The sequence below is a fragment of the Aeromonas sp. S19(2024) genome (assembly GCF_041402625.1).
Classification (GTDB): domain Bacteria; phylum Pseudomonadota; class Gammaproteobacteria; order Enterobacterales; family Aeromonadaceae; genus Aeromonas; species Aeromonas caviae.
The window spans coordinates 310087-333676 of sequence record NZ_JBGLQU010000002.1; the positions used below are offsets into that span (position 1 = coordinate 310087).

Genomic DNA, 23590 nt, shown 5'->3' on the forward strand with positions numbered 1-23590 from the left:
GGCTCACCAGTAGTATTTGAGGGATCTGGCCCACACCGAGTTGCCATAGCGCTGCTTGAGGGTGTTGAACCAGGCCTGCCGGGTGCGTTTGGGGATCTCCTGGCTGTCGCAGCTGTTGTAGCCGGAGGGGGCATAGCACTGGATGGCGCGATAGAGGGCATAGCTCTTGTCTTCGGGCTCCGCCTTGGGGTTGGCCATCACGGCCTGATAGAGGGCGAGGCGACTCGGGAACGTGGGACGCTCGTCTTGCGCCAGCCCCCAGATCATCTCGCGATCCTGCCACAGGTCGATATGGGGATCCCGGCTGCGCAGGTACTCCCCGAAGCAGTTGAGGGCATGACCATCGTCGGGGCGCTGCACCAGAGTGCCAAGGGTCTGGGCCAGATCCCGGCAGTGGTAGCCCTGGGGCGTCCCCTCTCCACCCCACTGGAACGCCGAGAGGCGCACATCCCCGTTGGGCACGGGCTCCCAGGGCGCGTCGGCGGGAGGGGTCGCCTCCTTGTAATCGGCGGGGATGAGGGCCACATCCTGCAAGAAGGTGGCCGGGTCGTTGGCGATGAGATCCCGCACCAGCAGGGTATGGAGCGCAATCTGCCGCTCCGCCGCGCTCGGGCCCTGACTGGCTTGCTGGCGCAACAGGGCGGGTTCGGCCTCCTGCTTGAGCACGGCCGCGCGGATGCGCAGCTGGGTGATGGGGCTGCCCGGCTGGAAGATGGCGGCCGTGTTGCCGGTGCGCACCCAGTGATCCGCCAGCACGTTCTCCACGAACGCCTGCTGGGCCTGACCCAGGGGGGAGGCCACCAGCGCCATCAGGGCCTGCTCGGCCTTGTCGAAGGCCTTCATGCCCTGCCAGGCCCAGATGCGCAGCATCTGGTGGCTGAATGCCAGGGTGGCGTCCTCCTGCCCCGGAGAGGGCAGGGCCAGCACCTGCTCGAACTGCTTGTCCAAAAAGAGGGCGTAGGCCTTGAGATAGGCCGCCTGCGCCTGGTGACCGGTTTTTTGCAGGTGCGCGATGGCGTCGTCCAGCTGGGCATCTTGCCAGTCCCGCGGCTGCTCATAGGTCGGTCTGAGACCCCGCAGGGCATTGACGAACAGCAGCGCCGGCTGGGCCGAGTCCTGATAGGCCGCCTGATGGCGATAGGCATCGCCACTGAGCAGGGTGAGATCGATCTCGTTGACCAGGGCCTCCAGCGCCGGCAAGGGCTGGCGGGTTGCCATGGCCTCGTCATAGGCATCCCGCAGGGCGCCGAGATCACCGGCCATCCACTGGATGCGTCTGAACAGTCCTCTGGTCGAGCTGGCGTAGCGCCCTTGCGGGTAGGCCGCCAGATAGGCCTGACCCTGGGCCATGGCGCGGCGAAGGGCCTCCTTGTCGCTCCTGGTCACGTCCTGATCGCCGTATTCGTCCTTCGCCTCCTTCATCGCGAGGTTGATCTCCGTGCGCATCACCATGTAGGTCGCGCTTTCGGCCACCCAGGGGGCCTTGGCCTGCTGCAAGGCGGCAAAGCCTGCGCGGGCCTCCTCGAAGCGGCTCTCGTAGAAGTGCCGGGCGGACTGCAGATACCCCTGCCACTCCAGGGCAGCACCGCTCATTTCGGTAGCGGGGGCCGGGCTCTCCTGCTGCCCCAGGATCAGCAGACGGCTTCGCAGCAGCGACGCGCGCTCCGGGTCGGGCACCTCGCTCTGCTCGAGGGCGTCCAGAAACGCGCTGACCGAGGAGAGGGAGTTGGAGATGGCGTGGCCGTAGAGGGAGTCGTGGCCCGCGTAGTGCTCGAGCAGCGGTGGGAGGGACGGGTCGTAGGCGGCCAGCCGGCTGCCGAGCTGCTCGCGCAGCGCCGGGTCCTCCACCTCCTCCGGCTGGGGGAGGCGGGTGAGGTAGAACAGCGGCTGGCTGCGCTCGTTCAGCGGATCTGCCGGCAGGGTGAAGGGCAGGGGGTGATGCTGGGCATCCCCCAGCAGCATCAGCAGGTTGCCCCGGGTGTCGTTCTCGTTGAGATAGAGTGGATAGGTGGGGAGAGGGCAGTCGGTGAGCCAGAAGCCGCACCCGTCACCGTCACCGGAGGCGAGGGCGGGCAGTGCAACCAGCGTCATCGCCAGCACCGAGCAGTGGGTCAGAGATGTCATGGGATCGCTATCCGTTTGTGGGCCCGCGCCGTGCGTGACGCCCGGGCCGGAAAAGGGGGTTCGCAGTGGCGGGCAATAGTACGAAAGAGGGTCACAAACGACAACCAATTCTGACCTGATCGGCGCTCTCTCTGTCAGGACGCCTGCGCCGTCTCCCTGTCCCGAGCATGTGCTCTTTGCTGCTTCGCGGGTGTCAGCATCTGCCATCGCCATACATCGCCATACAAAAAGGGCGAATGTGGATGCTTATATAGGGGGCTCTTCGGTGCGAAAGAGCGCCTTGCCGCAGGCGAGGCAGGTGTGGCGAAAGCGATGATCAGGCCAGCCGGTCTGGGGGTGGCCCAGCACCTTGTCGGAGCCGCAGGCGCAGCAGCGCGCCCCATGTTCATCGTCGGTGGCGCACTCGGGATGCTGGTGCAGGTAGTCGGCGCGGGTGGGCAGGCGCAGCCAGTCGGGCTGGGCATGGCGCTGGTTCCAGAAATAGCACCCATAGAAGGTGCCTGCGGCGACGGGCAGGGCAAACCACCAGAAGAGATCCATGTCATGACTCCGACGAGAGGGGATGAGGGCGGCAACAACCCGCTCAGCAGGCGTGGTGCGGCTTCATTTTATCGGGGCGGGAGTGGGGCGGGATATGCCCGGATGGGTAACAAGCGAACCTGCTGGTGGTCGGGTTGGCAAGCCGCAGGGCCGGGGTTGGGGATTATCTATCCATTAAAGAGATGGGTTGTGTCATAACCCATCGCATTTTTGGATGGACAAGGGGGACTTTCCGGTCGCAAAACCTGGAGATCGGGGAGTTTTTGTGAAAAAAAATGTGCATACACTCGTCATGCCGATCTCAAGGGCGTCATTGAGCGAATGATAAATGTCAATATATTGATATAAATAGTAAAAGTAGTGTTTTTATCAGGCGTTTTCAGGGGGGTTGATGGGGCTTCATAAGGATCTTTAACCCATTTTCTAGATTGGTTTTTGCATAATCAATCGTTTATTTTGTTGGACAATTGGGGAAAACCTGGTGTCCAATCGGGTGAGCAGGTTGGCCAAACAGTGCCGTCAGCCAGTGTGTAACCCGAGATGTAAGGAGACATCCTGATGGAAAAACTTGACCAAAAAATCGACACCATGCGCCAGGAGTTCGAGTCCCAGGGGCAAAAACAGGCCCAGGACAGATGGCAGGCCAGGGTCGATGAACTGCAACGGGAGCGCAGCGAAGCGCCCCAGCCGGAAGCGGCAGAACACTAGCCCCTGGCGGCCTTGTGGCCACCGAGTGAGCGCATAATGAAAAACCACCGCCCTGTTCGGGGCGGTGGTTTTTTTGCGCAGTGGCTAGAGGCGATAGAGGTTCTGGGCCGCATCGAACAGCTCCGCGCGCTCGCCGGTGCCGCCGTTGAAGACGGTGTGGAAGAAGCGCAGCACCTTCTCGTTGGCGAGGGCATCCCCTTCGAAGTAGGCGTGAGAGTCCCCCACATGGGGCTGATTGGTCACGTCCACGTAGGTGGCCGTTCTGGCGTCCAGCCGCCGGGTGTAGTGGCCGAGCCTCGCCTTTTGCTGCTCCCCCATCTTCATGCGCGATGCCATCAGGGCACCATCGCGCTCATTGATGGTGATGTAGAGGCGGTTGCGACACTGGATGCGATCGACCCACTGGGCGTGAAGCTCGTTGTTGGTGTCGGCGGCGGCCATGATGATGTTGTCGAACAGCAGCTGGTTGGCGTGGTAGGTGGTGCTGCCCAGCAGGTGCTTGAACAGGTAGTTGCCCATGCTGTGCAGCAGCAGGTTGATGGTGAAGGGGCAGCGCTTGTTCACCTCCTTGGCGAAGTAGCGATCCCAGGCCTCGCCGTTGTCGGCGAACTTCTTCTGGGCTTTCTCTTCCAGTTGCGTCACATACTGGCCGTTGAACTCGTCGAGCAGCCCCTTCATCTTCTCCAGCACCCGGTCAAGGGCACCGGCCGAGGCCAGGGCATCGCGCTTGTCGCTCTTGTAGCTCAGCACGCCCCGGGCGCCGCCGCCATTGGCGGGCCAGCTGAAGCAGAGCACCTCGACGCCGTACCGGGCCTCGAGCCCCGCGGCCCGCTCCAGCACATCGTCAAGATCGTTGTTGAAGCCGTGTACGAACAGCAGCAGGTGTTTGCCGGTCTTGAGCTTCTGCTTGGCCGTGCTGCCGGTCCCGGCGCAGCGCTCCAGCAGCTTGCGCGCCACATAGGCGCTGGCCGGGTGGGGGAGGTCGGGGTCAAGGCCGACGCTGGCGGCCATCTCGGCGGTGATCTGATCCGGCAGCAGGTCCAGCTGCCACTGCTTGCCCTGACGCCGGGCCTCGGCGAGGCGCAGTTCGTTGGGGCCCTCTGCGGGTTTTTCGCCAAAGATCTCGCTGGGGGTCTTGCCCTGCTCGTTGACCATCCGGTTGGTGACGATAAACATGGTGTTCTCCTTGTTGTCGTGCTCTCTTCATGATCGGCCACGCCCCGGGCGCCCCGATCACTGGCAAAGAGCCTAGTCCGGATCCGGCTGCCTGTCCCCCGGCGCGCCTTGCCTCGCCAAAGGGGTTACGACGATGTAAAGGCGAACGGGATTTGGGGGAGTGGCGCCTTCGGGGCGGCGAGGGCAGGAAGACGCTGTCATCACTAGAGGAAGAGGCCCGGATGGACGGGGCCTGCGCCTCGTCAGGACCAGAGGGCAGCGAGGGAGGAGGGGATCCTCAGGCGCACTGTGATCCACTCCCCGACTATGGTCTGACATGCACGCCCGCTATTTGATTATGCAAATGGATGGGCTTAAGATGGCCGCGCGCAACGATCAGATTGATAACAAACGGAAGTTAGGAGATGCCGATGGAAAGCAAAGTAGTTATCCCGACCCAGGGCCAGAAAATCACAGTCGATGCCAGCGGCAAGCTGCAGGTTCCCCACAATCCCATCATTCCGTTTATCGAAGGGGATGGTATCGGTGTGGACGTGACCCCGGCCATGTTGAATGTGGTGAATGCTGCGGTCGAGAAAGCCTACAAAGGCGAGCGCAAGATCGCCTGGATGGAGATCTATACCGGCGAGAAATCGACTCATGTCTATGGCGAAGGTGCCTGGCTGCCGGCCGAAACCCTGGATTTCATTCGTGAATACTGCGTGGCCATCAAGGGCCCGCTGACCACCCCGGTCGGCGGCGGTATTCGCTCCCTCAACGTGGCCCTGCGCCAGGAGCTGGATCTCTACGTCTGCCTGCGCCCGGTCCGTTACTACGAAGGGACCCCGAGCCCGGTCAAGCACCCCGAGCTGACCGACATGGTGATCTTCCGCGAGAACGCCGAAGACATCTACGCTGGCATCGAGTGGAAGGCGGACAGCGATGAAGCCAAGAAGGTGATTGCTTTCCTGCAAAACGAGATGGGCGTGAAGAAAATTCGCTTCCCCGAGTCCTGCGGCATCGGCATCAAGCCCATGTCCAAGGCCGGTACCGAGCGTCTGGTCCGTGCCGCCATCGAGTACGCCATCGACAACGATCGCGACTCCGTGACCCTGGTGCACAAGGGCAACATCATGAAGTTCACCGAGGGTGCCTTCAAGGATTGGGGCTATGCCCTGGCCCAGAAAGAGTACGATGCCCAGCTCATCGACGGCGGCCCCTGGTGCTCCTTCAAGAACCCGAAGACCGGCAAGACCATCGTCGTCAAGGACGTCATCGCCGATGCCTTCCTGCAACAGATCCTGCTGCGTCCGGCCGAGTATGACGTCATTGCCTGTATGAACCTCAACGGCGACTACATCTCCGACGCGCTGGCGGCCCAGGTCGGCGGCATCGGCATCGCGCCGGGCGCCAACATCGGCGATGGCGTTGCCCTGTTCGAAGCCACCCACGGCACCGCGCCGAAATACGCTGGCCAGGACAAGGTCAACCCGGGCTCCCTCATCCTCTCTGCCGAGATGATGCTGCGCCACCTGGGCTGGACCGAGGCGGCTGACCTCATCGTCAAGGGGATGGAAGCGGCCATCGCCAACAAGACCGTCACCTATGACTTCGAGCGTCTGATGGAAGGAGCCACCCTGCGTTCCTGCTCCCAGTTCGCCCAGGACATGATCGACCAGATGTGATCCGGGTCGTTGAAATGCAAAACCGGCGCCATGAGCGCCGGTTTTTTTATGGAGGAGAGCAGGTCGTCAGGTGGTTTTTTCCACGTGCTGCTCGTAGATCTGCTGCCATTTGCTGGTCTCGGCCTCATCTCCACGGGCCTGCCAGAATTCGCAGATGGAGTTGGCGAGCTCGGATGCCATGGCGTGGTCTCCGTCACGGCGGCTCATCAGATATTGTCCCAACCAGCTTTGATATTGTTTCATCGCCCGATCTCCTTATCTAAGGTGCCCAGAGGGGAGTGCTCCTGGCGTCAAGGTCGCGCAGGAGCGATTCGAACTGGGCACATGTTGTGCTGCGCCCGGCAGGTGTTGGTCGCCGGAACCGGTGGTTATCTCACCGGAAAAAGGGGACAACGGGGCGCAGATGTCAAAAAACGGTCTCTATCGTATCACAAAATAACCAGTCAGTGGGGCTGGATGACAAATCAGGCTGTCCAGCAGTCTGGCCGTCTGTGTCATGGTGGCGAGGACTGAGGTGCCATCTTGCTGATCTCGCAGCAGAAAAACCCGCCAGGTCGGCGGGTCACGGGGGCGAAAAAAAGATCAGATCCGGGCGCAGGCCAGGTATTTTTCCATCTCCTCGGCGGGCACCATGCCGCCGCCGGTGGCCCACACCAGGTGGGTGGCCCCGGCCATCTTGGCAGCATCCAGTCCCTGCCCACTCTGCCACTCAAGGTTGGTGGCCACTCGCCAGGGGCCTGCCATGCCCGCCAGTGCCGAGGGCTCGAGCCGGATCTCTTCATCCCGGGCCAGGAGCCCCAGCAGGTCGTACATCTCCTGATCGCTCAGGGTGTAGAAGCCCGCAAGCAGGCGTTCCATGGCACGGCCGACAAAACCGGAGGCGCGTCCCACCGCGAGGCCGTCGGCGGCGGTGAGGTTGTCGATGCCAAGGTCTTGCACCGCAATGGCATCGTGCAACCCGGTGTGGACCCCGAGCAGCATGCAGGGGGAGTGGGTAGGTTCGGCGAAGAAGCAGTGCACGTTGTCCCCAAACGCCAGCTTGAGACCAAAGGCCACCCCGCCGGGGCCACCGCCGACGCCGCAAGGCAGGTAGACGAAGAGCGGATGGTCGGCGTCCACCCTGATGCCCATCTCGTCGAACTGCTTTTTCACCCGCTCGCCCGCCACCGCATAGCCGAGGAACAGGGTGCGGGAGTGCTCGTCATCGATGAAGAAGCAGTTGGGATCGCGCGCGGCTTCCTTGCGTCCCTGCTCCACCGCCACCCCGTAATCGTCGGCATATTCCACCACGATGGCGCCATGTTCGCGCAACTTGCGCTTCTTCCACTCCCGCGCATCGGCGGACATGTGGACGGTGACGCGAAAGCCGAGGCGGGCGCTCATGATGCCGATGGAGAGGCCGAGGTTGCCGGTCGACCCCACCGCGATGCTGTACTGGCCGAAGAAGTGGCGGAACTCGTCCGAAAATAGCGTGCGATAGTCATCCGTCTCGCGCAGCAGCCCAGCCTGGATGGCCAGATGTTCGGCATGGGCCAGCACCTCGTGGATGCCGCCGCGCGCCTTGATGGAGCCGGAGATGGGCAGATGGCTGTCTTGTTTGAGCAGCAACCTGCCGGTGAGTTCGACACCGTAGCGCGCATCGAGGGTCCCCTGCAGGGTCGGGATGGCGGCGATCCCGGACTCGATGATGCCGTGGCTGGCGCGGGTTTCGGGGAAGGCCTCGCACAGGTAGGGGGCGAAGCGGGCGAGCCGGGCGGAGGCGGTGGCCACATCGTGCCGGGTGAGCCCCACATGGGGCAATCCTTCCGCGAGGGAGGTGGCACCCGGATTGAACCAGGTCACAGGGGTGAGGGCGATCAGCGGTTCGAGCAGGGGAAAGCGGGTGATGAGCCCGGCAATGTCGGTGTGTGTCATGAAAGCCTCGCGTGGAGTGGTGACGGAATCATCCCATTGAACGGCGCCAGTGTTGCCGTGACAAATGATAAAACGCGTGGCTTGGATGAGCCCAGTTGATGCAAATGGTCACCTACCCTGAAGTGTCTTCGAATACGGGTGACTTGAGTCTTCCTGGTGAATGCAAACCTCGCCCTTCTGGTATCATCCGCCAGATAAAAGAGAGGGAGGCCCAACCATGCAACGCGATGAGCACCCAGGGGTGAGGAGCAAGCTGCTCAGCAGCCATCAGCTCGCCAGGCTCCACACCTTCGAGGCGGCGGCCCGCCACGGCTCCTTTGCGCTCGCCGCCGACGAGCTTTCCTTGAGCCCAAGCGCGGTGAGCCACCGCATCTCGGCCTTGGAAGAGGCGCTCGGGTTTTTGCTGTTCCAGCGCTTTCACCGCAAGGTGGCCTTGACCACGGAGGGGCAGCGCATTTTCTGGGCGCTCACCTCCTCCCTGGAGTTCATCAATCAGGAGGTGCTGGAAATCAGGGAGCAGGCGCTGTCGGGCTCCCTGACGCTGCACTCGCGCCCCTCCATCGCCCAGTGCTGGCTGGTGCCAAGGCTCGCCGATTTTTCCCGTCTGCATCCTCACATAGAGCTCAACCTGCTGACGGGCAACGAGCACATAAACCTGCACGGCTACGGCATCGATCTGACCCTCAACTTCGACGCCAGAACCCCGACGGGCCTGGCCATTCACCCCCTGATGGATGAATTCATGGTGCCGGTGTGCAGCCCGCAATACGCCAGCGACCACGGTCTGATGGGGGAGGTGGGGAATCTGCAGCAGTGCCGCCTGCTCCATGACAGGCAGGCCTGGGGCCTGGACACCGACAGCGACGAGTGGCGCACCTGGGGGAGCCACTGGCATCTCTCCCTGGAGGCCTGCGCGTCACACATGGGATTTGATCGAGCGGATCTGGCGATCCTTGCCGCCACCCACCACGCCGGTGTCGCCATGGGGCGCAGGCAACTGGCAAGCCAGGCGCTGGCGAGCGGAGCGCTGGTGATGCCCTTCCCGGATATGGCGGTGCGCTGCGAGCCGCGTTATTACCTGGCGACCCTCCCTCATCGCCAGTGTCCCAAGATCCAGGCATTCATCCGCTGGATACAGGATCAGGCGCAAGGGGCATCCTGAAACGGGACCTGGTTTATTGTCCGCGAAGGTCATGGCCAGGAGCGCACTATTTGTACAATAAGGGCCGACACTGCTGCTAAATGACCTGGCGCAGATCAAAGCGGGTAAGAGATAACAGCGTGTGCAACGGATGAGGTGAACCAGAGATTAACCGGGGAAAATAGAAAATAAAGTCCGTGAGGGTATTCCCAATAAGTATCAGGCAGGGAATTAACCACGGTGAATAATGTCCATATGGTGTCAGAGCGCTGCCGGATGGTATAAAAACATTATGTTGTTATCCAATGGGCATGCTATTCTCAAATCGTGTTATCCCTGTGACATACAAAAATAATTCTGTGAGGAAGTAATGAACGAGTTTCTGAAGGTTCTGCTGAACATTCGCAGCTTGCGCGCTGCCATTCGTGAACTGCCGTTTGAGCAACTGCAAGAAGCGAAAGAAAAGTTTGACCTGGTATATAACGAGCGTGCCGAGTCCGTTGAACAGGAACGCGCCGAACAGGAAGAGCGTCAGCGCAAACTGAATGAATTCACCGAAATGCTGCAACAGGCTGGTATCGATCCCCGTGAGCTGATCGGCAGCGTGGCGGCTCCGGCTGCGGCGGGCACCACCAAGAGCAAGCGTGCTCCCCGTCCTGCGAAATACAAATACCAGGAAGACGGTCAGGAGAAGACCTGGACCGGTCAGGGTCGTATGCCCAAGGCCATCGCCGAGCAAGTTGCGCTGGGCAAGGATCTGAACGATTTCCTGATCTGATCGCCGGATCCGATTCTCGATAATGCCGCCTGCAGGGCGGCATTATTATTTTCAGGGTTCAGATGATGTCGCAGTAAAACCCAATTGCGCAGGTTACTCCGGTTAATTGGAGAGCCTCGTCTGGAATAGCCATAACCATCATGTGCCCAATAAAGGTGGCGCATCATCTTCCACGCCACCTCGCCACTTATACGCACTGAGGACTCATACAGCCCGTGTTTCTTCGTCCCTTGTGAGAAACGAACATGGATACCTGCTGTGACAGAATGAAATAGCGGCGGTGGATCCTCATCAGTACGCCTGAGCGGCCCGTCTCTTTTTCATGCTGATGCATGACGCCCACCGCCTATTAATTTATCCCCTCTATTTATGGTCTGTTTGACACCGCTCTTCTGCGATATATCCGCACGATGCCGGACAATGTGCGGATGAGGCAGACACCGATTGGTGGCAAACAAATAAACCGAATGCTAGATGACAGGTTGACCGAGTTCAGACTGAACGGCGTGTGCGTATTTTCTCCGGGTGCGGCGACGGGCCTTGACCGCCTCTGCCAGCATGGCAAGCAGGTGTTCACTCTCTTCCCAGCAGAGGCAGGCATCGGTCACTGACAGGCCGTATTGCAGCTCACCCAGAGGAGCCGGTTTCTGGTTTCCTCCCAGCAAGAAGCTCTCGACCATGACGGCGGCGATGGCTTGGCTCCCTTCGCTCAGCTGGCGACAGAGCTCTTTGGCGACCTTCAGCTGGTTCGTGTGCAGCTTCTGGCTGTTGCCATGGCTGCAATCCACCATCAGGCGAGGGGGGAGTCCCTGGCGGGTGAGGCGGTCTGCTGCCTCCGCCACATCGCTCTGGTGGTAGTTGGGCAGGGTGCCGCCACGCAGAATGATATGGCCGTCGGGATTGCCTTCGCTCTTGATCACTACCATGCCGCCCTGGCTGCCGGGGGCGGTGAAGAGATGGGAGGCGGTACTGGCCTGGATGGCATCGATGGCGACCCGGATATTGCCGTCCGTACCGTTCTTGAATCCCACGGGGCAGGGCAGTGCGGAGGCCAATTGCCGGTGGACCTGAGACTCCGTGGTGCGTGCCCCGATGGCGCCCCAGCTGACGAGATCGGCGAGATAGAGAAAGCTGGTGGTGTCGAGGAATTCGGTGGCGGTGGCGAGCCCCAGTCCATTGATGTCGAGCAGCACCTGGCGTGCCAGATGCAATCCCCGATTGATGTCGTTGCTGCCGTCCAGGTGCGGATCGAAGACCAGCCCCTTCCAGCCCACCGTGGTGCGCGGCTTTTCAAAATAGGCGCGCATGACTATCTGAAGGCGGTCTTCATAGGCGGTGGCGAGTCGTGCCAGCCGTCCGGCATAGTCCAGGGCCGCGACGGGATCATGGATGGAGCAGGGGCCAATCACGACCAGCAGGCGATCGTCTTCACCTGCCAGGATCCGGCGTGCCTGATGGCGCTGGCTGTCGATGTGCCGGGCCATGTCGGCCGGACAGGGGTGCTGCGCCAGCAGCTCGGCAGGGGTGGGGAGCGCCTCTATGGCGAAGGCGCGCATGACCGAATTCAAAACTGCCATCTGGAGTTACCTTGCTGTGCATGTGTGCGATGGGGAACCCGTATGCGCCATCCTGTTGGGAGCAGACAGGTTCACGGCTCATCGCCGTTGTTGAGAATGATTGTCATTATCTTGGTGTTTGTCTCAAATGCAAGCGCAATGAAATCGCCAGGCGAAGATGGGGGGAGAGGGAACGATGGCGGGGGAACCGCAGCAAAAGCAGGCCGCTCCCCGAGGGAAGAAGCCCGCCAGTCACAAGATAAAGAGGGGGTCAGCTGTCCATCACGGCGTGCCTGTCCTGGTGGTAGGCGTCTTCATCCTTGCCGCTGCGCCAGTAGGGAACTGCGTAGACCCGCTGGCGCTCGGCATCCAGGGTGCGTCTGACGTGGCGGCGCAGCGGCACGACCAGACTCTCTTCCCCGCCAAACCAGAAATAGCTCCCCTCGGCGACCATGGGCTGGGCGGTGAAATACGCCACCAGGGTCGCTGCCTGTTCCGGGTTGCCCACGAACCAGCGCAGGTCGACGCCGGCCGGCAGCGACAGATCCTGCACGTCGTCCTGATGGGGGACCAGCAGGGCGATATGGCCGCGGGCATGGGACGGCATCACCTCCACCATGGCGCTGATGGCGGGCAGGGCGGTGAGATCCCCCGCCATGTAATAGTGCTCGGCCATTTGCAGCATGGGGTCGGGACCGCCCGGACCCGAGATGGCGAGCCTGTCACCCGGTTTGGCGTGCAGGGCGAAACGACTGGCGGGGCCGGCCTCGCCGTGCAGGGCGAAGTCGATGTCGAGCTCCAGCGCCTCCCGGCGAAACGCGCGTATGGTGAAGGTGCGAATGACGGGTTTCTGGGCGGGATCGAGCCAGCGAGGCCCCTTGTCGGTGGGGGTGGGCAACACTATCTCGCGCTGACCCGGTCGGGGCAGCATGATCTTGACATGAGCACCGCCACAGCTGAAGGGGTAGTCCACAAGCTCGGGGCTGGTCAGGCAGATTCGGCGCAGGTGCGGGCTCACATCCTGAACATGCTTGACGGTGAGCAGGCGGGGGCGATTGGCCGGGGCGGGTTGAGACATGGGCATACTCCTGGCTGATGATGGCGCCCATTCTTGATGAAATGAAAACTATTATCAATTGGTTTGTGGGCAGAATGGGTCGCGATTGACCTCCTCTGGACGTCCATCGCGATACCACACTCTCTGCCTGGATCAGGTTCGATCGCTTCCCCCCAGTGCCCGATAGATGCCTGCCATGTTGTTGAGCTGGGCCTGCTGCTGTGCCAGCAGAGCGAGCTCGGCATCCCACAGGCGGTTCTGCTCATCCAGCCAGGGTTGCACCCCGGTGGCTCCGGCCAGGAAACGGGCGCCTGCCAGCCTCTCGGCCTCCCGGGCATAGGCCCTCTGCTGCTCCAGATAGCGCAGCCGCTGATCCCCTTGCTGACGGGCGGCCAGGCCATCCTCCACTTCCAGCAGCGCGGTATAGAGCTGCTTGCGAAACTCGGTTTCGGCAATCTGGTAGTCGATGTCGGCGCTGGCGATGGAGAGCCGGGTCTTGTTGTACTCGAGGAAAGGGAGCGCCAGCGTGGCGCCCAGGGCGCCGACCGGATTTTGCAGCACCTGGGTCAGGGTATCCGAGGTGGTGCTGGCACCGCCGGTCAGACTCAGGGTGGGATAAAAGCCGGTGCGGATCTCGTCTCCCCTCGCAAGGGTCTTGCGCAGCCTGAGTTCGGCGGCGCGCACATCGGGCCGCCGGGCCAGTACATCGGCGGGGATGCCTGCCGCCACGGACGGGATCGGGCCCATGATCAGGGCGTCGGGAGCGTCAGCGAGCGGCCCGCTGCTGCGGCCCAGCAGCAGGCGAAGAGCATTGCCCGCCTGTGCCCGCTTCTGGGTGAGGGTGGCGAGCTCCGCCTGTTTGCCCGCCTTCTGCTGGCTGGCCTGTACCAGATCGAGTCGGGTCACGGCGCCCGCCTCGTATTTGGCGCGGGTCAGGCGTTCAATGCGCTCCAGATTGGCCAGTTGCTGGGTGCCCAGGGTAATGGCTGAACCGAGGTAGGCCAGTTGCCAGTATTGCTCCAGGGTCTTGCCGATGAGCAGCAACCGGGTGGCGGCCAGATCCTGTTCGCTGGCCTGTGCTTCCCAGCTTGCCTGATCCCTTGCCGCGGCCAGTCTGCCCCAGAGATCCACCTCGTAGCTGAGGTTGAGGGAAGGGCCCAGGTTGCTGCTGGCGCTGCCATCTTTCATGTTCTTGGTGCCGCTGGCCCCGAGATTGGCGCTGACCGAGGGGGTGAGGTTGGTGTCAGCCAGATCGGCGCCGAGCAGGGCATTCTTGAGCTTGAGCCCGGCCACCCGCATATCCGGGTTGGCGGCCAGCACCGCCTCGACCAGGCGATCGAGCGCAGGATCCTGGAATCCCTGCCACCAGGGGCCAGCCTGCTGCGCGGTGAGACCCCGGCTCTCCTGCTGCCATGCTGGCGCCACGTCGAGATCGGGTCTGTGATAGGTGCTCTGCTGGCTGCAGGCACCGAGGCTGGCGGTGAGCATCAGGCTTAGCCCGAGCCTTGATAGGTTGTGCATCGTCATTCCCTCGCCAGTGCCTCCACCGGATCGAGCCTGGCCGCATTGCGGGCGGGCAGGTAACCAAACAGGATCCCGATGAGGGAGGAGCACCCGAAGGCCATCAGGATGGAGAAGAGCGAGAAGCGCATCTGGAAGCTTTCCACGAGCAGGGAGAAGAGAGCGCCGATGAGCAGGGCGAGGCCGATACCGAGCAGCCCCCCCAGCAGGCTGACCATCACCGCCTCGATGAGGAACTGTTGCAGTATGTCGGACTGGCGGGCGCCGACGGCGATGCGGATCCCTATCTCCCGGGTGCGCTCCACCACCGAGACCAGCATGATGTTCATCACTCCGACGCCGCCGACGATGAGGGAGATCACCGCGATGGCGGAGACCAGCAGTGTCAGGGTGGCGGTGGTCTTCTCCACCGATTTGACGATGCTGTCGCTGCTGAAGGTGAAGAAGTCCTTCACGCCGTGGCGCTGGGTGAGCAGGGCGACTGCCGCCTGCTCGGCCAGGGCGGGCTGGACGCCGTCTTTGACCCGGATGGTGATCTGGGTGAAGTGCTGCTGGGAGAGGAGACGGCTCATGACGGCGCTGTAGGGGAGCCAGACATTGACCGACTGGCTGCTGCGGCCAAAGCCGGTCTCCTGGGTGACCACCCCCACGATGCGCACCGGCAGGGTGCCGACCAGCACCACCTGGCCGACCGGGTCCACCTTGCCGAGCAGGCTCTCTATGGTCTTGCCATCCACCACGGCGACTGCCGTCCGGTTTCGAATGTCCCGCTCATCAAGCAGGCGCCCCTGGGTGAGCGTCATCCCCTTGACCCGGAAAAAGTCGTTGCCGACCCCGATCACGCTGCCGCTGCTGGTCTTGTTGCGATAGCGAAGCTGGCCCGACGTCGCTATCTGGGGGCTGGCCCCCTCCAGATAGGGCTGGCCGAGCAGCGCGTCGAGATCCCGCTCGTTCAGGGTCTGGATGCTGGCGGCCTTCTCGTCTCCCCAGTCCTTGCCGGGGAAGATGTCGATGGTGTTGGTGCCCATGGCGTTGATGTCGTCGATCACCTTGGCGCGCGCCCCCTGACCCAGCGCCACCACGCTGACCACGGCGGCGATGCCGATGATGATGCCGAGCATGGTGAGGAAGGTGCGCATGCGATGGGCCAGCATGGCGTGCAGGGCCATGCGCCCCGCCTCCCGGTAGCGATCCCAGCCCCGGCTTGCGGTGCGGACGGCGGCGCCTGTTCCCTGTGCATCTTGCCCGACAGGGGGAGGAGCCAGCTGGCTGCCATCACCTGGCTGCGGGTGGGCCGGCGTCCCGGATGGGGAGGCTGCGTTGTCATCGGCCGCCCGATGGCTGCTGTCCTCCACCACCCGCCCGTCACGCAGGGTGATGATGCGATCCGCATGGCTTGCCACCGCCATGTCGTGGGTCACCAGAATGATGGTGTGGCCCTGGGCGTGCAGCTCCTTGAGGATGGCCATCACCTCCTTGCCGCTTTGGCTGTCGAGAGCGCCGGTGGGTTCGTCCGCCAGGATCACCTCGCCGCCGTTGGCGAGCGCCCGGGCAATACTGACCCGCTGCTGCTGACCGCCGGAGAGCTGGCCTGGTCTGTGGTGGCTGCGATCCTGCAGTCCCAGGCGGGTCAGCAAGGTGCGGGCACGGGCCTGGCGATCAAGGCGGGCAGTGCCGGCATAGATGGCGGGGATCTCCACGTTGGCGGCCGCATCCAGATGGGGCAGCAGGTGATAGCGCTGGAAGATGAAGCCGAAGTGGTGGCAGCGCAGCCGTGCCAGGGAGAGGGCATCCAGGGTCGCGGTGTCCTGGCCGCGAAACAGATACTGGCCGCCGCTCGGGCGATCGAGGCAGCCCAGCAGGTTCATCAGGGTCGATTTGCCGGAGCCGGAGGCGCCGACGATGGCCACCATCTCCCCGGCATCGATGGCGAGATCCAGCGGGTGCAGCACGGTCACTTCGTGCTCTCCGCTCTGGTAGCGCCGCTCGATGCCCTTGAGACGGATCAGGGGCTCGCTCACGGCTCCATCTCCCCTTCATCGTGCAGGGCCGGCTTGCCCTGCTCCAGGATCACCTTCTCATGCTCGGTCAGGCCGCTCACCACCTCAATCTTGATGTCATCCTTCATGCCGGTCTTGATGCGGCGGGTCTCTCTCTGGTCCCCCTCCTTGAGCAGGCTGACCTCGTACTCGTTGTCGCCAGTCTTCTTGCCGAGGGCGGTCTGGGGAATGGCCAGTACCTGCTTGCGCTCGCCGAGCACGATGGTGACCTGGGTCGTCATGGCGACCCTCAACTGATGGCCGGGGTTGGGCACATCGAACAGGGCATAGTAGTAGATGGCCGCATTGCTGGTGGCTGTGGTGCTGGCCGTCTGCTCATTGATGTTGGTGGGGGCCAGCTCGACCGTGCGCAGGGTACCGTGGTAGCGAGTATCCGGATCCCCTATCAGGGTGAAATAGACCGGCATGCCCGCCTTGACACGGGTGACGTCCGCTTCGGAGATCTGGGCCTTGACCGTCATGGTGTCGAGATTGGCGAGCTTGAGCAGGGTCGGTACCGTCTGGCTGGCGGCCAGGGTCTGCCCCTGCCGGGTGACGATGGAGACGACGGTACCATCCATGGGGGCCTGAATGCGGTTGTAGCCGAGCTCCGTCTTGGCGCGCTCCACCTTGATGATGGCGTTGTCGATGTCGGCCTGGGCGCTTTGCAGCTCGGCCCGGGTGACGGCAAGCTGGGCTTCGGCGCTCTCCAGATCCGCACGAGAGCTCGCTTCCTGCCGAAACATCTGCTGCTGGCGGCGCCAGGCAAGCTCGTTCTGTTTGAGCTGTGCCTGCTTGATCTTGAGCTGGGCGCGGCGGCTGGCCAGCTCAGCTTCGGCGGTCTTGAGGTTGTTCTGGGCGATCAGGGGATCGATCTCCGCCAGCAGCTCTCCTTGTTTGACCTGTTGACCCGCTTCCACCGCGAGATAGGTGACCTGACCCGAGACCTGGGCCCCCACATCCACCTGCTCGATTGCCTGCAGTACGCCACTGGCGAGCACCGTCTGCTCCACATCCTGGCGGGTTACCGTTGCGGTCAGTACCGGGTCAGGTGTGTTGCCTGGCCAGGCCAGCCAGGTGACGAGAGGGATCAGCACAAGGGCGAGCAGGGCGAGCTTGCCGGGTTTTCGAAGAGCTTTCATTTATCACCTGAACGAAACGAGCGAAGGCGTGCAAGGGCCATATCGTGCAGCAAATGGCCCTCAAAAAGAAGCGAGCAATGTGTAAGAAATCGTGTGGTTCTGGCGTTGACGCAGTGGAGGAGGTCAAGCTGGGGGAGGATGACGGCGGGCGTCAGAAACAAGAAGACCCGCTCAGGGAGCGGGTCTTGTGGCATCAACTGACGGCTTTGAGCAAGGCGGCGTGAGGCTCGTGGCAGATCTGGATATCGAGGGGCAGTTTGTAGAGGAGCAGACGGGCCAGCGAGCCCTCCATCCAGTGATGACGGCTGCCAACAAGCAAGAGATCGGCGGGGTGGGCGGTCAGCCAGCGCTGGAGATCCGGCACCACGTCATCCACCACTAGGCACTGGTAATCCACCGGATGAGACAGCTGGGTGATGAGTTCACTGATGATCGCCTTGGCATCCAGGGTGCCCTGGGCGCTGCGCTCCTCTTGTGACAGGGACAGACTATTGCGACGGGTCTTGCTGCTGTGGGTCAGGTGCAACAAGGTCAGGTTGGCGCCCAGCCCTTGTGCCAGACGGCTCGCCTTGGCCAGTGTCTCCTGCTCGTAATCCTTGCCTTCCAGCAACAGCACAATATTGGTCGGGCTCATAAGCAGTTCTCCTTGGCAGGTGCGGGTCAGACGGCGGAAGCGCGCTCCCATCCTCCCTTCCCGCGAAATGTCAGCTCAAACGAACCCGGTGTGTTTGCATCAAGCGTCACCTTCTGTCGATGGCAACTGAAGGTACCGAGTCCGTTTACATCATCATAACAGACTGAGTTGAATGGAAAATGAAGGAGTGGGTCCGTTCAATATGTGAATGAGTGCAACGAAGATGAGTGGCGTCCTGACCATGGCGATGGAAACCCGACTTGGTGATGACCAGGCTGACAGGCTCAGACTGAGCATCAAGACATGTGCCGCGGATTAGCCAGGGCAGCCCCTCGTTCTTTCTTGCGGCTCACGGCATCGGTCAACCAGGCCGGCGCCGTCGGCAAGAGGCTTCAACTGGCCACCGCGATGATGACTCGGTCAATCTGAAAGGGCCGACATGGACGGGAGGATGTCCCGCCCGCCCCGTGGTCAGCTTGCGAGCAACTCACGGGCATTGGCCAGGGTGTTGTCGGTGATCTGATCGCCCCCCAGCAGGCGGGCCAGTTCGTTGAGCCGGGCGCCCGGGGTGAGCGCCTGCATCTGGGTTTCCGTTGTCTTGCCGTCGGTGTGTTTGCTCACCACCATGTGCTGGTGACCCTTGCCTGCCACCTGGGGCAGGTGGGTGACCACCATCACCTGGGTGGATTCGCCGAGCTGGCGCAACAGGCGGCCCACCACGGCGGCGGTCGGGCCGCTGATCCCCACATCCACTTCGTCGAAGATAAGGGTCGGGGTGGAGATCTTGCGAGCACTGATCACCACGATGGCGAGGCTGATACGCGACAGCTCGCCGCCGGAAGCAACCTTGCCAAGGGGTTGGATGGGCTGACCCGGGTTGGTGGTGACCATGAACTCCACCCGATCGATGCCAAGGGGCGAGAGGCTGCTCTGGGCATCGGGTCGCACCTCGATGGCGAAGCGGCCATCGGGCATCGCCAGTTCGTGCATGCTGGCGCTTACCTTCGCGCCCAGCTCCTCGGCATAGCGCTGGCGGCTCTGGCTCAGGGCCTCGGCGGCCTGCACGAAGGCCTGGCGGGCCGAGGCCAGCTCGTCCTCCATCCCCTCGAGGCGTTCTTCGTCGGAGTTGAGGCGGGCCAGATCGGCGGCCAGCTCCTGATGGTAGTGGGCCAGCTCCGCCGGTTTGACATGGTGCTTGCGTGCCAGGTTGATGGCCTTGGAGAGGCGGCTCTCCAGCTCGTTGAAGCGCTCTGGATCCAGTTCCAGCCGGTCGAGATAGCTGCGCAGCTCGCTGTGGCTCTCCTGTACGCCGATCAGCGCTTCGTTGAGCATGCCGAGCACGTTGCCAAGCCGGCTGTCCATGCCGACCAGGGTCTCGGCCCTGTCCACGGCCGTCTGCAGCAGACCGGCGATGGTGGTCTCTTCATTGTCATAGAGCAGATCGAGGCAATACCCGCACTCCTGCATCAGCTCGGTGCCATTGGCGAGCCGCTGATGCTCCTCTTCAATCTCTTCAAACTCTCCCGGCTGAAGGGCAAATTCATCCAGCTCCTGCACCTGGTATTCGATGAGTTGACGGCGGGCTTCCCGCTGCTGCTGCTCGGCCTTGAGCCGGTTGAGCTCGTTTTGCAACTGGCGCCACTGCTGGTAGTGACGGCGAACATCGTCGAGGAGCAGATGATGACCGGCGTAGCCGTCCAGCAGGGCGAGCTGGTAATCGGGTTTGAGCAGCATCTGGTGAGCGTGCTGACCGTGGACATTGACCAGCAGTTGACCCAGGTTCCTGAGCTGGGCGAGGGGGACGGGAACCCCGTTGATATAGCTGCGAGAGCGCCCCTCGGCAGACAGTACCCGCCGGACGATGCACTCACCGTCATTTTCAAGCTCGTTGGTGGCGAGCCAGGCCCGGGCGGCAGGATTACCCTCCAGCAGGAAGCGGGCACTCACCTCGGTCTTGTCGCTGCCCGGGCGCACCATGCTGGCTTCGGCGCGCTCCCCCAGGCACAGCCCCAGAGCATCGATGGCGATGGATTTGCCCGCCCCGGTCTCCCCGGTGATGCAGGTCATCCCCGGTTGCAGATCGAGCTCGAGAAACTTGACGATGGCGAAGTTGTTGACGGTCAGCTGGGTCAGCATGGTCTCATCCTGTATGGGTCAACATTACTGTGTATGCATCCAGTATATACTGGTCTTATATACAGTAAAGTGGGCAGGGAGGATTTTTGCGAAACAGGGGGAGGGCAAGGATGTCAAGGCCGCGGCATGGGTGTGACGCCGATCAGATGGCCTGCAAATCAACCTGCGTACCTGGCATGGGCTGAGGCGATGCGAGAAGCCACCTTGAGGGGCTCTCTTGTGGTGAGTAGCTGGTTGAGACACACTCGAAACAGTCCTGGTTGAGCCTGGGCTGTGCACAGACCTCTTCGCAAGGATGCGTCACGATGATCCATACCCCGACCCTGCTGCTGATCTCCCTGGCAATCAACCTGATGTCGGGGCTGATCATGCTGTTCATCCACTCCCTGAAGCCGGGTCGAGGCAACTTTCTGTACTGGTCCCTCTCCGCTTTTCTCTTCTCCCTCTCCATCCTGCTGCTCAGTCTGGGGGTGTTGGGCGGCCATCCGGCGCTGGGCATCCGGGTCGGCGGCCTGGTCTCGCTCATGAGCATCCTGCTGTTGCTCGCCGGTTTTTGTGCGCTTTACGAGCGCGCATGGCATCCCCGTGCCGTGGGGGGAGGCGTGGCGGTGTTGCTGCTGCTCTATCTGGGGTTGTCCAGCCTCGCCCCCGTGCGCATTGTGCTGGCTCTGATGGAGTCGATGTTGTACCTGTGGTGCGCCTGCCTCATCGTCTCTCTCGGCCGGCAACAGAAGCGGGTGCTCCATGCGGTGGCGCTCATTTACCTGCTGCATTTCACCATCCTGCTGAGCCAGGGGGGGCTGCTCTTGCTGGGAGTCGAAGGGCGGATGGGGGGCGGAGGTTGGCTCGATCTCATCTTCTTCATGCACATGGTGCTGACCATCGGCTCGGTGTTGCTGCTGCCTCTGGTGGCCTATGTGGAGACGGAGGAGGCATTGCTGGCGCTCTCGGAGCGGGATCCCCTCACCGGGGTGCTTAATCGGCGCGGCCTCTTCAGGCAGGGAGAGGGGGCTACGCCTGGCCAGACGCGCTGCGTGGTGGTCCTGGACATCGATCACTTCAAGCGGGTCAACGACCAGTTTGGTCACGGCTGCGGGGATGAGGTCATTCGCTATGTGGCCGGGGTGCTGGTGGCCGAGGTACGCAAGGATGATCTGGTGGGGCGCATCGGTGGCGAGGAGTTCGCCATCATCATGGGAGGCGTGAGCGGCCAGATGGCCCACGACATCTGTGACCGGATCCGCCGCCAGATAGAGACGGGCTCCCGGCAGGGGGCCTGCCTGCCGTGCGAGGGGGTCACGGTGAGCATGGGGGTCGTGTGCGCCAGTGCCGAGGCTGACCTGGCACTGATGCTGACCAAAGCCGATGCTGCCATGTACCGGGTGAAGGAAGCGGGGCGAAACGGGGTGCATCTGGCATTCGAGCCGGCACTGCCTCGGCTGGTCGAAAGCAGCGAGGGGTAGACCCTCGCCACCGGTGGTGCCTGGCTAGAAGAGCTTGCTGCCCCAACCGAGCTTGTTGCGCAGCACGTGGAAGTAGCTGTAATCCAGCGGATGCACCAGATGAAGCTTGTGGCTGCTCTTCTTGATGAGGATCTCGTCTCCCGGGTGGACCGCCAGGGTGACCTGGCCGTCGCAGCTCACCTGCATGGCGTCGTCCTGGTTGTCCGGCGAGACCAGCAGCCGCACTTCGCTGTCCGCATCCAGCACGATGGGGCGGCTGCTCAGGGTATGCGGGAACATGGGCACCAGCGTGATGGCGTTGAGTTTGGGGGTGAGAATGGCGCCCCCTGCCGACAGGGAGTAGGCGGTGGAGCCGGTGGGTGTCGCCACAATGATGCCGTCCGAGCGCTGGCTGTACATGAAGCTGCCGTCGATGTAGACCTCGAACTCGATCATGTGGGCGATCTTGCCCGGGTGAAGCACCGCCTCGTTGACCGCGAGGTTGCTCGACTTGCGCTCCCCGTGGCGATAGACGGCGGCCTCCAGCAGGAAGCGATGCTCGCTCTTGAAGTGACCCGAGAGCACCTGCTCCAGGGGCAGCAGATAATCCTGGGGCGAGAGATCGGTCAGGAAGCCGAGGTTGCCCCGGTTCACCCCGATCACCGCCACATCGAACCGTGACAGCACCCGGGCGGCCCCCAGCATGTTGCCGTCACCGCCGACGACGATGGCGAGATCCGCCTGCTCGCCGAGCTGCACCAGATCCATCACGTTCTCCCCGAGCAGCCCCAGGGTATGGGCCACCCGGCTCTCCAGCAGCACGCGAAAGCCACGGCTGGTCAGGTACTGATACAGGCCGGTCAGGGTCTGGTTGGCCCCCTCGTGATGGGGCTTGCCGATGAGGGCAACGGTTTTGAACGGAGAATCCATAGGTTATCGGGTCTGGGAGAGTCTTGGGGGGAGTATACCGCGCTTTGCCGGGGATTTGTCTGCCTCCGTGGCGGTTGGTGCAATCGACCCCGAAAAGGGGCTGCCTGGCACGCGGATGGGCGCCATTGTGCCCGATCTGCCCTTTTCCCCTTGAAAGCCGGGGCTGTGTCCCCATAATAGCGCCAACACAGGGTCTGCTGGCGCGTGTCGCTTGTCTGAACGCCAGCCACCCTCACACGCAACCCCTGAATATTGGAGATGTCATGAGCCACGAAGAACAAAAGGTTGAAGCGATGGAGCAAGTGGAAGCCCAGCCAGTCGAGCCGACCGATGTAGACAGTGAAGTGACAGCCGAGCAGGCCCGCATCGCCGAGCTGGAGGCCCAGCTGGAGGCGGCCCAGCAGGCTTCCCTGGAAGAGCGCGAGCGCGCCATCCGCGCCGTCGCCGAGATGGAGAACCTGCGTCGCCGTGCCGCTCAGGACGTGGAGAAAGCCCACAAGTTTGCACTGGAGAAGTTCGCCGCAGAGCTCTTGCCGGTGCTGGACAACCTGGAGCGCGCCATCGAGCTGGCGGACAAGGAAAACGACACCCTCAAGCCGATGATTGAAGGGGTCGAGCTGACCCTGAAATCCATGCAGAGCGGCGTGGCCAAGTTCGGCCTGGTGGCGCTGGACCCGACCAACCAGCCGTTCGACCCCAATGCCCACCAGGCCATGAGCATGGTGCCCAGTGCCGACGTGGCGCCGAACACCGTGATCGCCGTGATGCAGAAGGGCTACGAGCTCAATGGCCGCGTCATCCGCCCGGCCATGGTGATGGTCTCCAAGTCCGCTGACTGATCGCGCTGTTCTCACCAAGCCCGCCGCTTGGCGGGCTTTTTGTTGGATGTGGCGCCAAAAGACGTGTCTGGCGTCATTTGGCTGTCAGGTGGCCTGTATGCAGGTTTTTTCAGGGCCGGACTTGAAGCGCCGACTTGAGACCCCATATAGGTTGCAAGGCCACGGCGGCACAAAAAATTTGATGCCGGGAGCTTGAAAGCCACAGTGGCAGGCCCCACCTAGCCGTTAACGTATCAAGGCGAGCCCCTC

General features: G+C 62.6%; 19 protein-coding genes. 6 read left to right on the forward strand and 13 right to left on the reverse strand.

Annotated features, from left to right (window positions below):
- Positions 1-3 precede the first annotated feature (3 nt).
- On the reverse strand, positions 4-2124 hold the full coding sequence (locus ACB037_RS05790; RefSeq protein ID WP_371175021.1) for a hypothetical protein: 2121 nt from the start codon (positions 2122-2124) through the stop codon (positions 4-6).
- 246 nt (positions 2125-2370) lie between these two features.
- Complete coding sequence (locus ACB037_RS05795) at positions 2371-2664, reverse strand: hypothetical protein (protein WP_053288271.1); 294 nt, start codon at positions 2662-2664, stop codon at positions 2371-2373.
- Positions 2665-3222: 558 nt separating this feature from the next.
- On the opposite strand from ACB037_RS05795, the gene ACB037_RS05800 reads away from it, so the two are divergent.
- Positions 3223-3372 carry a hypothetical protein gene (locus ACB037_RS05800; RefSeq protein WP_010673628.1) on the forward strand — a complete coding sequence of 50 codons (150 nt, stop codon included), beginning with the start codon at positions 3223-3225 and terminating at the stop codon, positions 3370-3372.
- A gap of 84 nt (positions 3373-3456) precedes the next feature.
- On the opposite strand, the gene ACB037_RS05805 is transcribed toward ACB037_RS05800, so the two are convergent.
- Complete coding sequence (locus tag ACB037_RS05805) at positions 3457-4548, reverse strand: alpha/beta hydrolase (RefSeq protein ID WP_042864175.1); 1092 nt, start codon at positions 4546-4548, stop codon at positions 3457-3459.
- A gap of 410 nt (positions 4549-4958) precedes the next feature.
- Between ACB037_RS05805 and icd the strand changes: the two genes are divergently transcribed.
- Positions 4959-6212, forward strand: a complete 1254-nt coding sequence (icd, locus tag ACB037_RS05810; protein ID WP_010673630.1) for an NADP-dependent isocitrate dehydrogenase — start codon at positions 4959-4961, stop codon at positions 6210-6212.
- A gap of 66 nt (positions 6213-6278) precedes the next feature.
- On the opposite strand, the gene ACB037_RS05815 is transcribed toward icd, so the two are convergent.
- Both ACB037_RS05815 and dsdA read right to left on the reverse strand, forming a co-directional pair.
- Positions 6279-6455 carry a hypothetical protein gene (locus ACB037_RS05815; protein ID WP_080944224.1) on the reverse strand — a complete coding sequence of 59 codons (177 nt, stop codon included), beginning with the start codon at positions 6453-6455 and terminating at the stop codon, positions 6279-6281.
- Between the two features lie 339 nt (positions 6456-6794).
- Positions 6795-8126, reverse strand: a complete 1332-nt coding sequence (gene dsdA, locus ACB037_RS05820) for a D-serine ammonia-lyase (protein WP_371175022.1) — start codon at positions 8124-8126, stop codon at positions 6795-6797.
- A gap of 217 nt (positions 8127-8343) precedes the next feature.
- On the opposite strand from dsdA, the gene dsdC reads away from it, so the two are divergent.
- A complete protein-coding gene (gene dsdC, locus ACB037_RS05825) occupies positions 8344-9288 on the forward strand; it encodes a DNA-binding transcriptional regulator DsdC (protein WP_113736083.1) in 945 nt (314 codons plus the stop codon).
- Between the two features lie 349 nt (positions 9289-9637).
- On the forward strand, positions 9638-10045 hold the full coding sequence (locus tag ACB037_RS05830) for an H-NS family nucleoid-associated regulatory protein (protein WP_010673634.1): 408 nt from the start codon (positions 9638-9640) through the stop codon (positions 10043-10045).
- A 470-nt stretch (positions 10046-10515) separates the two neighbouring features.
- Here the strand turns inward: ACB037_RS05830 and ACB037_RS05835 are convergent, their stop codons facing one another.
- The 7 genes from ACB037_RS05835 to recN form a co-directional block, all read right to left on the reverse strand.
- Complete coding sequence (locus ACB037_RS05835; protein ID WP_371175023.1) at positions 10516-11622, reverse strand: 3-deoxy-7-phosphoheptulonate synthase; 1107 nt, start codon at positions 11620-11622, stop codon at positions 10516-10518.
- A gap of 250 nt (positions 11623-11872) precedes the next feature.
- Positions 11873-12679, reverse strand: coding sequence for a siderophore-interacting protein (locus tag ACB037_RS05840; protein WP_371175024.1), 807 nt, complete (start codon positions 12677-12679; stop codon positions 11873-11875).
- Positions 12680-12811: 132 nt separating this feature from the next.
- Positions 12812-14185, reverse strand: coding sequence for an efflux transporter outer membrane subunit (locus ACB037_RS05845; protein ID WP_371175025.1), 1374 nt, complete (start codon positions 14183-14185; stop codon positions 12812-12814).
- A complete protein-coding gene (locus ACB037_RS05850) occupies positions 14182-16200 on the reverse strand; it encodes a MacB family efflux pump subunit (protein WP_371175026.1) in 2019 nt (672 codons plus the stop codon). The genes ACB037_RS05845 and ACB037_RS05850 overlap by 4 nt, the downstream gene beginning before the upstream one ends.
- Entirely contained in the window at positions 16197-17360 is a 1164-nt protein-coding gene (locus ACB037_RS05855; protein WP_216986813.1) for an efflux RND transporter periplasmic adaptor subunit, read from the reverse strand. The genes ACB037_RS05850 and ACB037_RS05855 overlap by 4 nt, the downstream gene beginning before the upstream one ends.
- A gap of 193 nt (positions 17361-17553) precedes the next feature.
- Positions 17554-17994, reverse strand: a complete 441-nt coding sequence (locus ACB037_RS05860; protein WP_371175027.1) for a universal stress protein — start codon at positions 17992-17994, stop codon at positions 17554-17556.
- 471 nt (positions 17995-18465) lie between these two features.
- Entirely contained in the window at positions 18466-20130 is a 1665-nt protein-coding gene (recN, locus tag ACB037_RS05865) for a DNA repair protein RecN (protein ID WP_041213253.1), read from the reverse strand.
- A gap of 305 nt (positions 20131-20435) precedes the next feature.
- Here recN and ACB037_RS05870 point away from each other — a divergent pair, with 305 nt between their 5' ends.
- Positions 20436-21593: a GGDEF domain-containing protein gene (locus ACB037_RS05870; RefSeq protein ID WP_069785327.1), complete on the forward strand. Its 1158-nt coding sequence runs from the start codon at positions 20436-20438 to the stop codon at positions 21591-21593.
- 24 nt (positions 21594-21617) lie between these two features.
- On the opposite strand, the gene nadK is transcribed toward ACB037_RS05870, so the two are convergent.
- Positions 21618-22502 (reverse strand): NAD(+) kinase, encoded by an 885-nt coding sequence (gene nadK / locus ACB037_RS05875; RefSeq protein ID WP_010673644.1) that lies wholly within the window; start codon positions 22500-22502, stop codon positions 21618-21620.
- 263 nt (positions 22503-22765) lie between these two features.
- Between nadK and grpE the strand changes: the two genes are divergently transcribed.
- Positions 22766-23341: a nucleotide exchange factor GrpE gene (gene grpE / locus ACB037_RS05880; protein WP_029314044.1), complete on the forward strand. Its 576-nt coding sequence runs from the start codon at positions 22766-22768 to the stop codon at positions 23339-23341.
- Positions 23342-23590: the final 249 nt, after the last annotated feature.